General features: G+C 40.9%; 15 protein-coding genes. 14 read left to right on the top strand and 1 reads right to left on the bottom strand.

Translation table 11 applies throughout. The annotated features are described in order from the left end of the window. Positions 1-303: 303 nt before the first annotated feature. The 12 genes from EFD62_RS09370 to hypE all read left to right on the top strand — a co-directional run bounded on the left by EFD62_RS09370 (position 304) and on the right by hypE (position 10,894). A complete protein-coding gene (locus EFD62_RS09370; protein ID WP_069196022.1) occupies positions 304-2,214 on the top strand; it encodes an NADH-quinone oxidoreductase subunit 5 family protein in 1,911 nt (636 codons plus the stop codon). Further along, a complete protein-coding gene (locus EFD62_RS09365; protein ID WP_069196021.1) occupies positions 2,211-3,074 on the top strand; it encodes a respiratory chain complex I subunit 1 family protein in 864 nt (287 codons plus the stop codon). Before EFD62_RS09370 ends, EFD62_RS09365 begins: the two co-directional genes overlap by 4 nt. Before the next feature lie 9 nt (positions 3,075-3,083). Then, on the top strand, positions 3,084-3,518 hold the full coding sequence (locus tag EFD62_RS09360; protein ID WP_069196020.1) for an NADH-quinone oxidoreductase subunit B family protein: 435 nt from the start codon (positions 3,084-3,086) through the stop codon (positions 3,516-3,518). 61 nt (positions 3,519-3,579) lie between these two features. Then, complete coding sequence (locus EFD62_RS09355; RefSeq protein WP_069196019.1) at positions 3,580-3,933, top strand: NADH-quinone oxidoreductase subunit C; 354 nt, start codon at positions 3,580-3,582, stop codon at positions 3,931-3,933. Further along, positions 3,933-5,012: a hydrogenase large subunit gene (locus EFD62_RS09350; protein WP_069196018.1), complete on the top strand. Its 1,080-nt coding sequence runs from the start codon at positions 3,933-3,935 to the stop codon at positions 5,010-5,012. The genes EFD62_RS09355 and EFD62_RS09350 overlap by 1 nt, the downstream gene beginning before the upstream one ends. A gap of 59 nt (positions 5,013-5,071) precedes the next feature. Continuing rightward, positions 5,072-5,458, top strand: coding sequence for a 4Fe-4S dicluster domain-containing protein (locus EFD62_RS09345; protein ID WP_128706025.1), 387 nt, complete (start codon positions 5,072-5,074; stop codon positions 5,456-5,458). Next, positions 5,403-5,741 (top strand): hydrogenase maturation nickel metallochaperone HypA, encoded by a 339-nt coding sequence (gene hypA, locus EFD62_RS09340; RefSeq protein ID WP_128706024.1) that lies wholly within the window; start codon positions 5,403-5,405, stop codon positions 5,739-5,741. Before EFD62_RS09345 ends, hypA begins: the two co-directional genes overlap by 56 nt. A 14-nt stretch (positions 5,742-5,755) precedes the next feature. Then, positions 5,756-6,409: a hydrogenase nickel incorporation protein HypB gene (gene hypB, locus EFD62_RS09335; protein ID WP_069196015.1), complete on the top strand. Its 654-nt coding sequence runs from the start codon at positions 5,756-5,758 to the stop codon at positions 6,407-6,409. Beyond that, a complete protein-coding gene (gene hypF / locus EFD62_RS09330) occupies positions 6,382-8,643 on the top strand; it encodes a carbamoyltransferase HypF (protein WP_069196014.1) in 2,262 nt (753 codons plus the stop codon). Before hypB ends, hypF begins: the two co-directional genes overlap by 28 nt. Positions 8,644-8,648: 5 nt before the next feature. Beyond that, positions 8,649-8,876 carry a HypC/HybG/HupF family hydrogenase formation chaperone gene (locus tag EFD62_RS09325; RefSeq protein WP_069196013.1) on the top strand — a complete coding sequence of 76 codons (228 nt, stop codon included), beginning with the start codon at positions 8,649-8,651 and terminating at the stop codon, positions 8,874-8,876. Continuing rightward, the gene (gene hypD, locus EFD62_RS09320; RefSeq protein ID WP_069196012.1) at positions 8,863-9,912 is read left to right on the top strand and encodes a hydrogenase formation protein HypD; all 1,050 of its coding nucleotides are present in this window, start codon (positions 8,863-8,865) and stop codon (positions 9,910-9,912) included. Before EFD62_RS09325 ends, hypD begins: the two co-directional genes overlap by 14 nt. 4 nt (positions 9,913-9,916) lie before the next feature. Further along, positions 9,917-10,894, top strand: coding sequence for a hydrogenase expression/formation protein HypE (hypE, locus tag EFD62_RS09315; RefSeq protein ID WP_069196011.1), 978 nt, complete (start codon positions 9,917-9,919; stop codon positions 10,892-10,894). 180 nt (positions 10,895-11,074) lie between these two features. On the opposite strand, the gene EFD62_RS09310 is transcribed toward hypE, so the two are convergent. Continuing rightward, the gene (locus EFD62_RS09310) at positions 11,075-12,964 is read right to left on the bottom strand and encodes a carbohydrate-binding protein (protein ID WP_128706023.1); all 1,890 of its coding nucleotides are present in this window, start codon (positions 12,962-12,964) and stop codon (positions 11,075-11,077) included. Between the two features lie 507 nt (positions 12,965-13,471). Between EFD62_RS09310 and EFD62_RS09305 the strand changes: the two genes are divergently transcribed. Together EFD62_RS09305 and EFD62_RS09300 are read left to right on the top strand one after the other, a co-directional pair. Then, complete coding sequence (locus EFD62_RS09305; RefSeq protein ID WP_128706022.1) at positions 13,472-14,143, top strand: superoxide dismutase; 672 nt, start codon at positions 13,472-13,474, stop codon at positions 14,141-14,143. A 108-nt stretch (positions 14,144-14,251) separates the two neighbouring features. Beyond that, positions 14,252-14,944, top strand: a complete 693-nt coding sequence (locus tag EFD62_RS09300) for a LysM peptidoglycan-binding domain-containing protein (protein WP_069196008.1) — start codon at positions 14,252-14,254, stop codon at positions 14,942-14,944. The last annotated feature ends 514 nt before the right edge of the window (positions 14,945-15,458 follow it).

Below are 15,458 nucleotides of genomic sequence, written 5' to 3'. Positions count from 1 at the left end.
CGGGGTGGTCTTTCTATTAATACGTTACTGATATTTTGCATCCTAATTGGGTGTAATAATTATTAAATCGCATATTGAATGACATTAAACCAAATATCTTAATTAAATCTCTAATAATCAACTTATTAATTCTCAAATCGCCATTTTCACTTTTGCAAACCCAAATTTGATATGTTATAATGGGTCGATGCTTATAGAGTGCTAGTGTCAGCTATTAACACTAAATTTCTGGCACTATTATGACTTTATGGTTCATTTAGCATAAAATGTTGTTGGTAATTATTTCGTGTAAGGTGATGAAATATGAATACAATTTCAATATTGGTATTGTTTCCGTTATTGGCATCCATTGCTGTTTTTTTAGTTCGAAAGGATGCCGTTAGAAATATAATAGTAAGAGTTTGTGCATTTACTACCGGCATACTAACATTATTTGTTGTATGTCGGTATTTTAAGGACGGAATATCTTTGTCCTTTGCCAACAGGAATACCATCGATATGATTATAGCTTTTGTTGAGGTTCTTATTGCCGCATATATAATACTCATAGGCATAAAAAACAAAAAGTATATTGTATCGATTTTCGCCGCTGTTCAAACCACCCTAATACTCTGGTTTGAATTCACACAAAAACACGGTATTGACGTTCAGTCAGATATTGTATTCGATAGACTTTCTGCTGTAATGGTTCTCATAGTTGGATGCATCGGAAGTCTCATACTCATATATACTGTCGGATATATGAAATGGTACCACGTACATCATGAAGAATATAAAGAAAGGAAAAGCTTCTTTTTCTCAGAAATTTTCCTCTTTCTTTTTGCAATGTTCGGACTAGTTTTAAGCAATAACCTACTCTGGATGTATTTTTGCTGGGAGCTTACATCGCTGTGCTCCTATCTTCTTATTGGTTATACAAAAACACCAGAGGCAGTAAACAATTCCTTCCGTGCATTGGCAATTAACCTTGGCGGCGGTCTTGCGTTTGCATCGGCGATTGTATTTATCGGAATGAACTTTAAAACCTTGGAGCTTTCGGTATTGACAGTTTTGAAACCTGAATTGATGGTTCTTATCCCTGTTTTTCTGCTTTGTATTGCAGCCCTTACAAAATCTGCACAGATGCCCTTTTCCTCTTGGCTGCTCGGTGCAATGGTAGCACCAACACCATCATCGGCACTGCTGCACTCGGCAACAATGGTAAAGGCAGGCGTGTATCTGCTAATAAGACTTGCTCCGTTGCTTGCAGGGACTTCCGTAGGGAAAGTTATTACACTGCTGGGAGCTGTCACGTTCTTTGTAAACTCCATTATTGCAATTTCCAAAAGTGATGCGAAGAAAATTCTGGCTTACTCAACCATATCGAATCTAGGGCTTATAGTTGCCTGTGCCGGTATAGGATCACAGGAATCGCTATGGGCCGCGATACTGCTATTAATATTCCACTCCATCTCCAAATCCCTTCTGTTCCTGACCGCTGGCTCTGTAGAGCACCAGATAGGAAGCCGGAATGTTGAGGATATGGATATTCTGATGCAGGTATCAAGAAGGCTATCCGGGTATATGATTGTGGGAATTGCAGGAATGTTCTTAGCCCCCTTTGGCATGCTCATATCAAAATGGGTTGCCATGAAGGCCTTCATTGATTCCAATAATATACTCACAGTTATTATTTTAGGATATGGCAGTGCTACAACACTGTTCTACTGGACAAAATGGATGGGCAAGCTTGTCTCCAATGCCAATAGAAAAGACCACATCAAGCATACTTTTCATATAGACGAGGAAATTCCAATTTTTATTCATGCAGTCCTTGTGGTGCTGTCCTGCTTCACCTTTCCTCTTATATCCGAATACGTACTCGTACCATATTTGTCGGGTTTATTTGGTCCAGGTGTATCAATGCCCCTTGGCATAAGCGATGTCAATATTATGCTTATAATGCTCAGTATGCTATTAATACTGCCGATAAGCTTTATTCCAATATATAAAAGTGACCGGCGCAGAATAGTACCTGTTTATATGGCTGGCGAAAATACCGGTGACAACGAGAGCTTCTACGGTGCTTTGCATGCAAAGCGAAAGGTTAAGCTCCACAACTGGTATATGGAAAGCTTTTTCGGCGTGAAAAAATTAGCCTTTTGGAGCAATGTGCTGAGTATTGTCATAATATTAGTCGGAGTACTACTTTTAATAGGAGGAATCACTAAATGATGTTGGTTATATATATCATTGCGGTTATCGTCCTGGCTCCATTGGTCGGAGGGCTGTTGACGGGAATTGATAGAGTAATAACTGCAAGAATGCAGGGAAGGAAAGGTCCTTCGGTACTGCAGCCTTTTTATGATGTATTAAAGCTTTTTCAAAAGGAATCTATAGAAGTTAATACTATGCACCGCTTTTTCGTTTATATCTCCCTTATATTCGTTATTTTCACCACGGTTATAATGCTACTGGGAGGAGACATACTGCTCGCTTTCTTTGCATTGACATTAGGTTCCATCTTCTTCGTACTGGGCGGTTATGCATCAAATTCCCCATACAGCACCGTTGGTTCGGAAAGGGAACTTCTTCAAATGATGGCCTTTGAGCCAATGATTCTCCTTACGGCTATAGGGCTGTATTACGGAGATAAGAGCTTCTTTATTAAGGATATAATTGCTGCTAGGGTTCCTTCGATTGTTTATTTACCGGGAGTTTTCTTGGGACTTATATATATATTGACTTTTAAGCTTAGAAAATCACCCTTTGATTTAAGTATGTCGCATCATGGACATCAAGAGATTGTACAAGGCATAACAACTGAGTATTCCGGCAAAGATCTGGCAATAATACAAATAACCCACTGGTATGAGACAATAATTGCACTTACCCTTGTGTACTTGTTTTTTGCCTTCAATTCACCAGTTAGCCATCTTATTGCAATTTTGGCCTGCATTATTGCATACCTACTGGAAATTGTAATAGACAATGCATTTGCACGAGTCAAATGGCAACATGCACTTAAATCAACTTGGGTTATAACAGGAGTTTTGGCATCAGTTAATCTAATTATTTTATCATTTTTTAGGTAAGGTGAAAATATGAACTTTAGCAAAAAATCACCATGGATTTTGCATTATGACGGCTCCAGTTGCAACGGCTGTGATATAGAAGTATTGGCCTGTCTTACTCCATTGTATGATGTGGAGCGCTTTGGAGTAATAAATACCGGCAATCCCAAGCATGCAGACATTTTACTCATAACAGGCAGTATCAACGAACAGAATAAATCGGTAGTAAAACAGCTCTATGAACAGATGGCAAACCCAAAGGTTGTTGTAGCCGTAGGAATATGCGCTGCAACGGGAGGAATTTTCTCTGAATGCTACAATGTGCTCGGAGGAGTCGACAGGATTATTCCGGTGGATGTCTACGTACCGGGCTGTGCTGCGCGACCTGAAGCAATAATTGATGGGGTTGTGAAAGCTCTCGGCATATTGGAGGAAAGGCAGAAATTTGCAAGAAAAAAAGCGTAAAAAAGAGTATAATAGTAATAATAATTAATTGAGAAGTTTTCAAGAAAGAAAGTGATTAATAATGGCGCAGCAAACAATCAATACAATATCGGCCAATGAGCTTTTGGCATATGCCCTACGGCTTAAAAACACAAATCACCGTATGGTGGCAATTTCCTGTACCACCGTTGAAAACGGCATAGAGATGAGTTATTCCTTTGATGGCGGCAACGACTTTATAAATCTTAGATTCATTGCCGGACCCGAGGATGAGATAGAAAGTATCAGCAGTATTTATCCCTATTCGTTCCTATATGAAAATGAAATAAAAGAGCTTTTCGGGGTAAATATAACGGGTATAACCCCAGATTACAAAGATAAGCTTTATAAGATATCTGTAAAAACACCGTTTAATATGAAAGAGGGTGACAAATAATGGGCAAAGAAACAGTAATCCCCTTCGGCCCTCAACACCCGGTTCTACCGGAGCCCATACATCTGGATCTTGTGCTTGAGGATGAAACAGTGGTAGAGGCAATACCCTCTATAGGATATATACATCGAGGTCTTGAAAAGCTGGTAGAAAAAAAGGATTTTCAGCAGTATACCTATGTCGCGGAAAGAATTTGCGGCATTTGCTCGTTTATGCACGGCATGGGCTACTGCATGTCGGTTGAAAGCATAATGGGGGTGCAAATCCCCGAGAGGGCAGAATTTTTAAGAACTATTTGGGCAGAGCTGTCCCGTTTGCACAGCCACATGCTGTGGTTGGGACTATTGGCTGATGCCCTTGGATTTGAGAGCTTGTTTATGCACTCGTGGAGACTCAGAGAGCAAATTCTGGATATATTTGAGGAGACCACCAGCGGAAGAGTAATATTCTCTGTCTGCGATATCGGAGGGGTCAGAAAAGATATAGATTCGGAAACGCTGAAAAAAATCAATTCAATATTGGATGGCTTTGAACAAGAAGTTTCGGAGATTACAAAGGTATTTTTGAATGATTCTTCGGTAATCCTTCGTACCCAAGGCCTTGGCGTGCTTTCCCAGCAAGCGGCTTTTGATCTGGGAGCAGTCGGGCCTATGGCAAGAGCCAGCGGTATCGATATTGATATGAGAAAAAGCGGCTATGCAGCATACGGTAGATTAAAGATGGAGCCCATCCTTGAAACTGCCGGCGATTGCTATGCAAGAACATCGGTCAGAATCAAAGAGGTCTTCCAATCACTTGACTTGATTCGTCAGTGTATAGCTCTCATCCCTGAAGGTGAGATTAAGGTAAAGGTTATGGGAAATCCCAAAGGTGAGTATTTTACCCGCTTGGAGCAGCCTCGCGGAGAGGTTTTATATTATGTAAAGGCAAACGGAACTAAGTTTTTGGACAGGGTTAGAGTCCGCACTCCTACCTTTGCAAATATTCCGGCTCTATTAGAGACTCTGAAAGGCTGTCAGCTTGCTGACGTTCCTGTATTGATTCTCACCATTGACCCTTGCATTAGCTGTACTGAAAGATGACACATAGATAGGCAATAAATATAGATAATAAAATTGCTTTAAATAGGATGGTGTAAACAATGTCTTTTTTTAGTATGACAAAGACACTGATAAAAAGTATATTTCATGGACCATATACTGTTAAGTATCCCCTTGAAAAGAAGGAGTCCTTCCCGGCTTCAAGAGGCAGAATTGAAATTAATATACAGGACTGTATATTCTGCGGCTTGTGTGCAAGGCGCTGTCCTACCGGCGCTATAAATATTGAGAAGGCAGAATCCCGTTGGAGCATAAACCGCCTTCGCTGCATACAATGCAGTTATTGCAGCGAGGTTTGCCCAAAAAAGTGCCTTAAAATGAGCAACAACTATACTGCTCCGTCATTTGAAAATGTAGAGGATGAATACTGCAATGCACGAGTACCCGATAACAAAGAGAATAATCGAAATATCGCAGGAGCATGCTAATAAATATAATGCCAAAGAAGTAAAGCAAATCAACTTGGTGGTGGGCGATTATTCAGGCTATGTAGCCAGCTCCATAGAATTATACTTTGGAATTATTGCAGAAGGAACCTTGTGCGAAAATGCAAAACTCAATATCAAGCGCATAAAACCAATGCTAAAATGCAATGAATGCGATATGCTCTTTGAGAGGAAACCTTTTTCCTTCGAGTGTCCCTCCTGCGGCGGCCAAGGCAGTCCAACCAAGATAGGGCACGAATTTTATATAGAATCGATAGAAATTTGATAGGAGTTTTGAAAATGTCCGAAAATAAAGAAATTGAAGTGATGCAATCGGTCTATGATAAAAATGACGAAGTGGCATCTAAGATAAATCTGTCATTAACAAAGAGAGGCATTTATGCCGTCAATGTAATGGGTTCACCGGGTGCAGGCAAGACCTCTACCCTGATTCAAATAATTAAAAGACTTGAGAGTATTACCCCCTATGTCATTGAAGGCGATATTGAATCGGATTTTGATACTAAAACCCTTCTTTCACTGGGTGTTAGAACTATACAGATAAACACAGGAGGAGCCTGTCACTTAGATTCACCGCTGATTGGCAAGGCAGTAGATGACCTCAATCTTGAAAAAGGGATTTTATTTATAGAGAATATCGGCAACCTCGTCTGCCCTGCGGAATTTATGATTGGGGAGCATGCAAAAATGCTGATTTCCACTGTAACAGAAGGTAGCGACAAGCCCTATAAATATCCCCTTGCTTTTGAGAAAGCGGATATCATTATTCTCAATAAGTGCGACCTTTTGCCCTATGTGGACTTTGATGAAAGTTTCTTTATGAAGGGCGTCAGGGCTTTAAACAAAACGGCCCCCGTGATAAAAGTATCCTGCAAGACAGGCGAGGGTTTTGATGAAGTGATGCTATGGATAAGCGAAAAAGCAAAATCATAACAAAGAAAATAACAGTTTTAGGTATAGTTCAGGGGGTCGGTTTCAGACCCTTTGTCTATAATATTGCAAAAAAACATGGAATCTTAGGCACCGTACGAAATATCGGTGGATTGGTGGAAATAGTAGTACAGTCCTCTGAGGAAAAATATAATGATTTTTTACAGGATTTAAAAACGGCTCCACCTCTAGGTTCTGAAATAGTTAATATCGAGATAGAAGACATAAAAGAGCGGGAATTTGAAGAATTTCGAATCATCGAAAGCAGAGATGATGAAGAAATCTCCATAATCCCACCGGATCTTCCGGTCTGCGAAAGTTGTGAAAGGGAGCTCTTCACCGATACCGACAGGCGGTTTTTAAATCCCTTCATCAGCTGTATGTCCTGCGGAGCTCGGTATACCATTATAGAAGAGCTTCCCTATGACAGGCACAACACCACCATGAGGGATTTTGATATGTGCCCTTCGTGTAGGAAGGAATATACCTCCCCAAAGAACAGGCGCTTTCATGCCCAAACCATATCCTGCAATGACTGCGGTCCTTATTTGATTTTCAACGATTCTACCTCTGGCAATGAGCTTACTGAAAAGGATGCCTTCTTCGCAGCGGCAAGCATTATAGAGTCCGGTGGAATAATTGCGGTAAAAGGCATAGGGGGCTATCATTTTGCCTGTTCCCCGTTTAAGGAAGATACTGTGTTGAAGCTGAGAGAACTAAAAGGCCGCGAGGAGAAGCCATTTGCAATAATGTTTGAATCGGTAAGCTCCGTACGCAAATACTGTATTGTGTCTGATAAAGAAGAAGAACTCTTAAAGTCAAAGGCAAGGCCCATTGTTTTACTATATTTAAAAAACGACTCTATGGCCCATTCTGCCATCAAAGGCAGTATATACTGCGGAGCTTTCTTACCCTATACCCCGCTTCAAATATTGCTTGCTAAAAGGTGTGGACCATTAATTATGACAAGCGCCAATATATCCAATACCCCCATAATCAAGGACGATTATAAAATACTGTCGTTAAAATCGCCCCTGTTAAATGGTGTTTTATACAATAAAAGAAGAATTGTGCGCTCCGTCGATGACTCGGTGGCAAAGGTCGTGGACAGCAATCCTCAGCTAATTCGAAGAAGCCGCGGCTATGTCCCCTACCCTGTTTTCTGTCAAAAAAGTAAAAAGGGCCTGCAGATTTTTGCGGCGGGCGGGGATTTAAAAGCATCTTTCTGCCTTTATAAGAACGGAAATGCGGTAATGTCCCAATATTTTGGGGACTTGGAGGAAAGGACAGTCCTAGAGCGGTACAAGGCCTCGGTTAAGGATCTATCCCAACTGTTAAAAATTACTCCTGACATTGCGGTCTGCGATATGCATCCCAACTATCACTCGTCCAAATTTGCCGAAAGCCTGGGCATCCCACTAATACATGTCCAGCACCATCATGCCCATATCGCATCGGTTATGGCAGAACACCATTTAAAGGGGCAGGTTATAGGCGTTGCCTTTGACGGAACGGGCTATGGCACCGATGGCAAAATATGGGGCAGTGAATTTTTAATCTGTGAAGGTGCAGAGTTTAAAAGGGCGGCACATCTTCGCTATACCCCAGTTTTGGGAGGCGATGCATCAATGCGGGATGCCACAAAAACCGCTACTTGTTTTTTGCTAAGCTCCGGCCTTGACCAATATATAAAAGACGACCGCAAAGATATAATAAAGGCAGCTTTGAAGAATAATATCAATACCGTACTCACCTCAAGCATGGGTAGGCTGTTTGACGCCCTTTCATCCCTTTTGGGGATTCAGCATGAAAACCGCTATGAGGGAGAATGTGCCGCAATGCTGGAAAAAGCGGCTGTTTTGGCATTAAGGAAAGGGATAGATCCAAAGAGGCTTGCCTTTGCAATTGAGCGAAAAAGTGATTTAATAGAAATAGACCCAAAACCGTTATTGGAATCCATTTGCCATCTTAGTTACAACGGTGACATCGGCTCTCTTGCCCTGGGTTTTCATTATGCCGTTGCAGATATGATATTAGAGGTATGCGAGATAATACGGGCAGAGCAGAATATCAACACTGTCGCCCTTAGCGGCGGTGTATTTCAAAATACTGTGCTGATGGAACAAGCACTTAAGATTTTAAGAAATCAAAACTTTGAAGTATACTATAATGTGTCAGTTCCGCCAAATGATGGTTCGATTGGTCTGGGACAGACCTTTATTGGATTAGAGAGGTGAAAAATATGTGTGTTGCAGTACCCGGTAAAATCGTAGAAATAAATGGAGATACAGCAAAGGTTGACGTCCTGGGTAATATTTGTGAAGCAAATATCAAGCTGGTTTCGGCCACCATCGGCGATTATGTATTGATTCACGCCGGTTGTGCCATTGAGGTTCTTAAAAAGGATATGGCAGAAGAAATATTGTCACTTTTTAATGAACTTGGGGAGGCGCAAAATGAAGACTCTTGAGAGTATAAAAAGAGAGCTTAAAGAGTATGACGGCAAAGATATTAAAATAATGGAAGTCTGCGGCACCCATACCTCAAGCATTTTCAAAAATGGGATTCGGAGCCTTATATCTTCCCGAATACAGCTTATTTCGGGGCCTGGCTGTCCTGTGTGTGTAACAGCATCGTCCTATATTGACAGGCTTTTAGAGTATGCTCTAAAGGACAATCACTGCGTTTTGACTTTTGGTGATATGATGAAGGTAAAGGGCAGCAAATTATCCCTTACTGAGGCAAAGGCGATGGGTGGAAACGTAAAAATCCTCTATTCACCCCTTAGTGCAATCAAGGCTGCAATAAAAAGCCCTGATACCCAATTTGTTTTTGCAGCAGTGGGATTTGAGACCACCGCTCCTATCTATGCGCTGATGATGGAGGAGATAATCAAGAATGGTATAAAAAACCTTAGGCTGATGACTTCGATTAAGACTATTATGCCTGCAGTTTCATATATTTGCGTAAACGAAGAAAATATAGATGCTTTTCTCTGCCCCGGCCATGTCAGTGTCATTACCGGCTCCTCGCTTTATAGGGAAATGGCGCTAAAATACCGCAAACCCTTTGTGATAGGCGGCTTTGATGGCGAACATATTATAGCTGCAATTTATGAAATAGTACGCCAAATTTCAAGCAAGGAATATGATATGAAAAACATGTATCAAAGCGCCGTAAGCTCCGAGGGAAATCAAAAGGCAAAAGCTTTGATTGACAAATATTTTGAAGTTGCAGACGATTATTGGCGGGGAATTGGAATAATAAAAGATTCTGCCCTAAGGCTAAGACCGGAATACAAGGACTTTGATGCGGGAAGCACAACTTCCGAAGATGTTGATATTACTCCTCCAGGCTGTAAATGCACTGATGTAATATTGGGAAGAATAACTCCTGCCAAATGCCCTCTCTTTGGCGGGGCCTGTACTCCATTAAATGCCGTCGGGCCCTGCATGGTTTCTTCTGAGGGCGCCTGCGGAATATGGTACAGAAATAGTGAGGTGTAGAAAAATGAAAATAAATATGTCCCACGGCAGCGGTGGCAAGCAGACGGGAGATTTAATAAACCAAATATTCTTAAAGCATTTTGACAACAACATACTAAATAGGCTTGAGGATGCGGCAGTACTGGATATAAAAGGTAAGATTGCTTATACTACCGATTCCTTTGTGGTAACTCCCCTGTTTTTCAACGGCGGTGATATTGGGAAGCTCGCCGTATGCGGCACAGTAAATGATATTTCCATGATGGGTGCCATCCCCAAATACCTTACAGCAGGATTCATTATTGAGGAAGGGGCAGAAATTGAAGACATCGATAAAATTGCCCTTTCAATGAAGCTTGCGGCAGAAGAAGCAGGAATCAAAATTGTTGCCGGAGATACCAAAGTAATTGAAGGCCATGGCGGCATCTATATAAACACGTCCGGTATCGGTGAAATAGCTAAAGAAGGCATCAGTATTTCCAGTTGCCAAAAAGGCGATGCCATTATCCTTTCAGGCAATTTGGGAGACCACCATGCTGCCATAATGTCGGGACGAATGGAAATAGAAAATAATATAAAGAGCGACTGCGCTCCCCTTACCTCAATAGTTAAGAACCTGATTGAAAGCAATATTGATGTCCATTGTATGCGTGATGTAACCCGGGGTGGACTTGCGACAGTACTCAACGAAATATCCTCAGCCTCATCCTGCGGCGTAGAGATATACGAGGCTGTTCTGCCCATCAGCAATGAAGTAAAAGGTTTTTGTAGCATTCTTGGACTTGACCCTCTTTATATGGCAAATGAAGGAAAGATGATAGCCGTTGTGCCTGATAATCAGGCAGAAACAGCTCTTCAAGCGGTAAGGAAAAGCAAGTACGGCGAAAATGCCCAAATCATCGGCCGTGTTGTGGACGGAAGCGGTGTAACGATGGTTACAACCCTTCAAGGAAGCAGGATCTTGGATGTTCTATATGGCGAAGGACTTCCCCGAATTTGTTAAGCAACTAAAAGCTCGGGACATCGAGTCACTTCGCTTTTGCCTCTTTCATTTCATTCCAAGAGGCCAAAAAGAAAATCTCCAGCAGAGACTTGAAATCCCTACTGGAGATTTTTCTAATTATTAATAGAGGTAAGAAAAATTTACTATAATCATTTTTTGTTTGAACAATGTATTGTAAGCTTATGATTCTACAGGAAATTTATCAATTATTTTAAGTAAATATCTTTTCAAAATGTTGTAGTCTGTAGAATTTACTTTGCCGTCTCCATTTAAATCCGCAGCTTTATCACCATTTTCTATTGGGAATGTGTCAATAATCTTCAGAATGTATCTTGACAATAATGTTGAATCAGTGGAATTAACCTTGCCATCACCATTGAGATCACCGTATTTAATGGTTCCCACCGATTCCTTTCCAAAGGTAAACCAGTCAACATTTACAGCTCCTCCAAACACCAAATACACATCGTGGAGCCCCGTGACTTTATTAATATTGCAGCTTTGCTCTTTATAGGCGTTAAAGCCTCCGGTTGAAGCCACTTGCAATGTACCTGCGAGAGTGCCCGTTGGACTGCCTAGTCGAATTTCTATTTTTGGAGTACCGGTGGTTGAAGCCATTATTTTAAACGAAGCTGCGCCGTTCTCGAAATCTACATTTTTGTATACCAGATAGTTACCGTTTTCAATATATCCTACACCGCTTCCGCCGTTTGCACCCACTACTTGTACGGTAGAAGAATTGGTATCGTTATATTCTTCGGCTTCCAACTTGGAAAAAGCACTCCTCTCAACAGGTGTAACCGTTCCATCCGAGCCACCTACAAAGGTTGTAACACTTTGAGGTTCGAGAGTAACTTGAAAACTGGTTCCGGATGCATTTATATCTGATTCTTTCTTTAGATTCTTTGTCCCTGTAGTAACATATCTTTCCCACTTTCCAATGTTGGTCCCGGGGACAGATATATTAATCGTCTTAGCCTCAGTACTTTTATTTATAACTACTGCCACAACGCTCTTATCTTTCTTGTAAGCAGATACGTATACATTGTATGTAGGATTCTTTGTTGCATCGACCCTTATATATCCCGGGCGTACAAACTTGGAGTAGTGAGCCATCATATAACCGCGCTTGCTTATAGTGCCATCCTCTTTCATCGGTCCGTATGACCTGCGGATATACCACCAAACATATGCCTGGAAATTTCCCTCTACCAAAGCATTGTGCATATTATATGCAACATCTATTGCTTCTGGCCAGCGGTCTGCCGAGTTATTATCACTATTCGGAACATAAACTTCTGTCATCCAGAGGTCTTTTCCTGCTCCTTTTTGTTGGAATAAAGGATAAGGCATATTATTGACACTGGTGCCATAAAAGTGAGCACCCAGTATATCCATATTTGCAAGAGCCTGAGGATCATTTAAAATCGGATCCGAAATATTTTTCAGATATTGAAATGACTCCGGTGCAATTACTCTACAGTTAATTGATCCCGCATTTTCCTTCATAAAGCGGAGTATTTCCTGAGGAGTCCACCATGTCCATTCGTGAGCATAGTCAGGTTCGTTCTGAATGGAAATAGCATACAAATTCACACCATTATTCTTCATGTATGTAACAAAATCATTAAGATGCTGTGCATACGCCGCATACTTATCATATTTTAGTCTTTTTTGATTTGGTACACCGTTACGGGTGAAGGTCTCTACCATTTCACTTGGTGGATTCCATGGAGAAGCAAAAACTATTGCCCCATGCTCAATCGCTCTTTTTGCAGTTGCCAATTCTTTAGACCAATTATTTTTATTCTCGTCCACATGAATTCTAAGAATAGAAAAGCCCAACTGCCCATCACCATTACCGAATGCCGTATCCCTCTGTGCCGCTGTTAAGTCGGAAATCCAAACAGGGTGGTTCATTCCTCCAAAACCTCGGATCACCTGTTTTTCCGATGACAAGTTAATCGTTGCCGTTTCTGCTGCCTCTACCGTAATTGCAAAGCAAAAGAGTTGGGTAAAAACAACAGATAAGATAATAGTAAATAGCAACGATCTTCTTAATTTACACATACTATTCCCCCCTATATTTATTAAATAATCCCTTAGGCAAATTGAATACTTTCACTCGTGTTAAATATTCGAATGCAGTTTTCTTTTTGAGTTCGGAATTTTAAAATTAATTATCGAAATTTGTTAATGGAATTTAAATCAGCATTTGATCTTTTACAAAAATACACATCACGAACATCCAACAATTCATTATATATTAGCTATAATATTAAGCATCAATAGATATATATGTTACAAAATAATATATCATTGTAGACTATCTATACTTTATTTTATACTATTTATGCTTTAATGTCAGTGCATTTATAGCCTAAAAGTTGTAGATAATTGCTTTTTTATAATGGTCATAAGCGATATAATCTACAAAGACTACATATTAGTAAAGGACACCCCTGATAGCGAATGGCAAATACATGACTGGGGAGTATAAAACTATTTTTACACCAACCGATGCTCCTAAGAATAATATAGCATTGTAAATCACTTATACTGGAGGCGATTTAGACAATGCAATATGCAATGATGCCCGTAGCGGCCGGGCAGCATCGGCTACCCCCTCTTCCCTACTCCTACAATGCATTAGAGCCGATAATCGGCGAAGAAACCTTGAGAATTCATCATGACATACTCCACAAAGCCTATGTCGATGGCCTGAACCAGGCAGAAATCAGCTTAGTGGAAGCAAGAAGGAGCAATGATTACAAATATATAAAATTTTGGGAAAACAAACTAGCTTATAATGGCTCGGGACATATTCTTCACAGTATTTTCTGGACTATTATGGCACCTTTGGGAAAGGGAGGTCAACCCGGCATACACACTGTAAACCAGATAAACAGCTACTTTGGAAGTTTCAACGCTTTCAAGGAACAATTCAAAAGTGCCACCGAAAATGTGGAAGCATCAGGTTGGGGAATTTTGACTTGGCAGCCAACTTGGAGACGACTTGAGATTTTGCAGGCGGAAAAACACCAGAATCTGACCCAGTGGAGCGGTATTCCCATTCTGGTTTGTGATGTCTGGGAACATGCTTATTACCTAGACTACCAGAACAGGCGAAAGGAATATATAAATCGTTGGTGGGACTTAATCAACTGGAATGAGGTTGAAAGACGGCTTCTTCTCGCAATGAACGGTCAGGTACCCCTTACTCTAATGAGCAATTTTCGATTCGCTTAAATCCGCAATGAGTCAGGAGGGCAATTCCTTCTGACTTTTCTTCCTTGTAACACAATTTACATAAATTAATATACTATAATATCAGTGTATTTATTGAGGTGATGTCTTATGTTCTCATATTATCAAAGGCAGTGTCCCGCGGGCTCAGTTCCTTATACCATAAGAGCCGGGGACACGCTGAACGTTATAGCAAGTACATATGGGACTACTGTACAGGAAATTATTAATGCAAACCCAGGTATTAATCCTTATTATTTAAGAGTCGGCCAGCAAATATGTATTCCTCTAATTGTACAGATGTACCCTTCCTGCCCAACAACAAACTACTATGTGGTAATGCCAGGGGATACTATAGATTCAATAGCAGCTTATTTTAATGTATCTCCCCAACAGCTATTGTATTCAAACTATGGTATCGATCCCAACGATTTATATGTCGATCAAGTTTTATGTATACCTGTTGCTCCTTCTCCTGTTATCGTCAGGGTCAATGTAGCAGAGCGAATTCTTACAGTATACCGCAACGGAAGTGTCTACAGAACGTATAACATAGCCGTAGAAAATCCGGCATCTCCAATTCCACGAGGAACATTTACCGTTCTAAACAAACAAGTTGACGCCGGTGTTGAGTTTGGAGCAAGATGGATAGGTCTGTCCGAAGCAGGTTTTGGCATACATGGTACAAATACTCCGGAATTCATTGACGTTGTGGCAACCGGCAACAGTATCGTCATGTCCAATCAGTCCGTAAGTGAGCTGTTTAATCTTGTGCCTGTAGGAACAACTGTAACCGTATCCTAACCAGAGCGGTTACAACTTCATTCAAAAGAGGTGAAATTAAATGATGAATTCATATTTTAATCGTCAATGCCCTGTCGGCACCATCTCCTACACTGTACGTGCAGGAGATAGCCTTTATCTTATTGCAAACAGGTTCAATACAACTGTTCAGGCAATTATTACTGCCAATCCAGGTATTGTTCCGGAAAGACTGTACATAGGCCAAGTGATTTGTGTGCCACAAGTACAGCCGCCACAGACTGTATGCCCTATCGGTACATCTCCTTATGAGATAAAAAGTGGAGACACGCTAGCAAGTATAGCCGCAAGGTTCAACATAACTGTTAGTGATATCCTCACTGCCAATCCCGGCATTGTTCCTGAAAGACTATATATAGGGCAGGTAATTTGTATTCCACAGCCAAAATCAGGGGAACCTGAATGTCCTACGAAGAATTATTATGTTATCGGTCGTGGAGATACCTTGACAGCTATAGCTAGAATATTCAATGTAACCGTTCAGCAGCTAATAAAT

It is taken from the genome of Acetivibrio mesophilus (genome assembly GCF_004102745.1).
GTDB classification, from domain to species: Bacteria; Bacillota; Clostridia; order Acetivibrionales; family Acetivibrionaceae; genus Hungateiclostridium; species Hungateiclostridium mesophilum.
The sequence above is the reverse complement of the archived record's forward strand: the minus strand, read 5'-3'. Positions and strand labels throughout refer to the sequence as shown.

Excerpts from the sequence above, each read along its gene's own strand:
- EFD62_RS09325 (WP_069196013.1), top strand. The coding sequence starts at position 8,649 with ATGTGTGTTGCAGTACCCGGTAAAATCGTAGAAATAAATGGAGATACA.
- EFD62_RS09350 (WP_069196018.1), top strand. The coding sequence starts at position 3,933 with ATGGGCAAAGAAACAGTAATCCCCTTCGGCCCTCAACACCCGGTTCTA.
- EFD62_RS09310 (WP_128706023.1), bottom strand. The coding sequence starts at position 12,964 with ATGTGTAAATTAAGAAGATCGTTGCTATTTACTATTATCTTATCTGTT.
- EFD62_RS09355 (WP_069196019.1), top strand. The coding sequence starts at position 3,580 with ATGGCGCAGCAAACAATCAATACAATATCGGCCAATGAGCTTTTGGCA.
- hypE (WP_069196011.1), top strand. The coding sequence starts at position 9,917 with ATGAAAATAAATATGTCCCACGGCAGCGGTGGCAAGCAGACGGGAGAT.
- EFD62_RS09370 (WP_069196022.1), top strand. The coding sequence starts at position 304 with ATGAATACAATTTCAATATTGGTATTGTTTCCGTTATTGGCATCCATT.
- hypB (WP_069196015.1), top strand. The coding sequence starts at position 5,756 with ATGTCCGAAAATAAAGAAATTGAAGTGATGCAATCGGTCTATGATAAA.
- EFD62_RS09305 (WP_128706022.1), top strand. The coding sequence starts at position 13,472 with ATGCAATATGCAATGATGCCCGTAGCGGCCGGGCAGCATCGGCTACCC.
- EFD62_RS09365 (WP_069196021.1), top strand. The coding sequence starts at position 2,211 with ATGATGTTGGTTATATATATCATTGCGGTTATCGTCCTGGCTCCATTG.
- EFD62_RS09300 (WP_069196008.1), top strand. The coding sequence starts at position 14,252 with ATGTTCTCATATTATCAAAGGCAGTGTCCCGCGGGCTCAGTTCCTTAT.
- EFD62_RS09345 (WP_128706025.1), top strand. The coding sequence starts at position 5,072 with ATGTCTTTTTTTAGTATGACAAAGACACTGATAAAAAGTATATTTCAT.
- hypA (WP_128706024.1), top strand. The coding sequence starts at position 5,403 with ATGCACGAGTACCCGATAACAAAGAGAATAATCGAAATATCGCAGGAG.
- EFD62_RS09360 (WP_069196020.1), top strand. The coding sequence starts at position 3,084 with ATGAACTTTAGCAAAAAATCACCATGGATTTTGCATTATGACGGCTCC.
- hypD (WP_069196012.1), top strand. The coding sequence starts at position 8,863 with ATGAAGACTCTTGAGAGTATAAAAAGAGAGCTTAAAGAGTATGACGGC.
- hypF (WP_069196014.1), top strand. The coding sequence starts at position 6,382 with ATGGATAAGCGAAAAAGCAAAATCATAACAAAGAAAATAACAGTTTTA.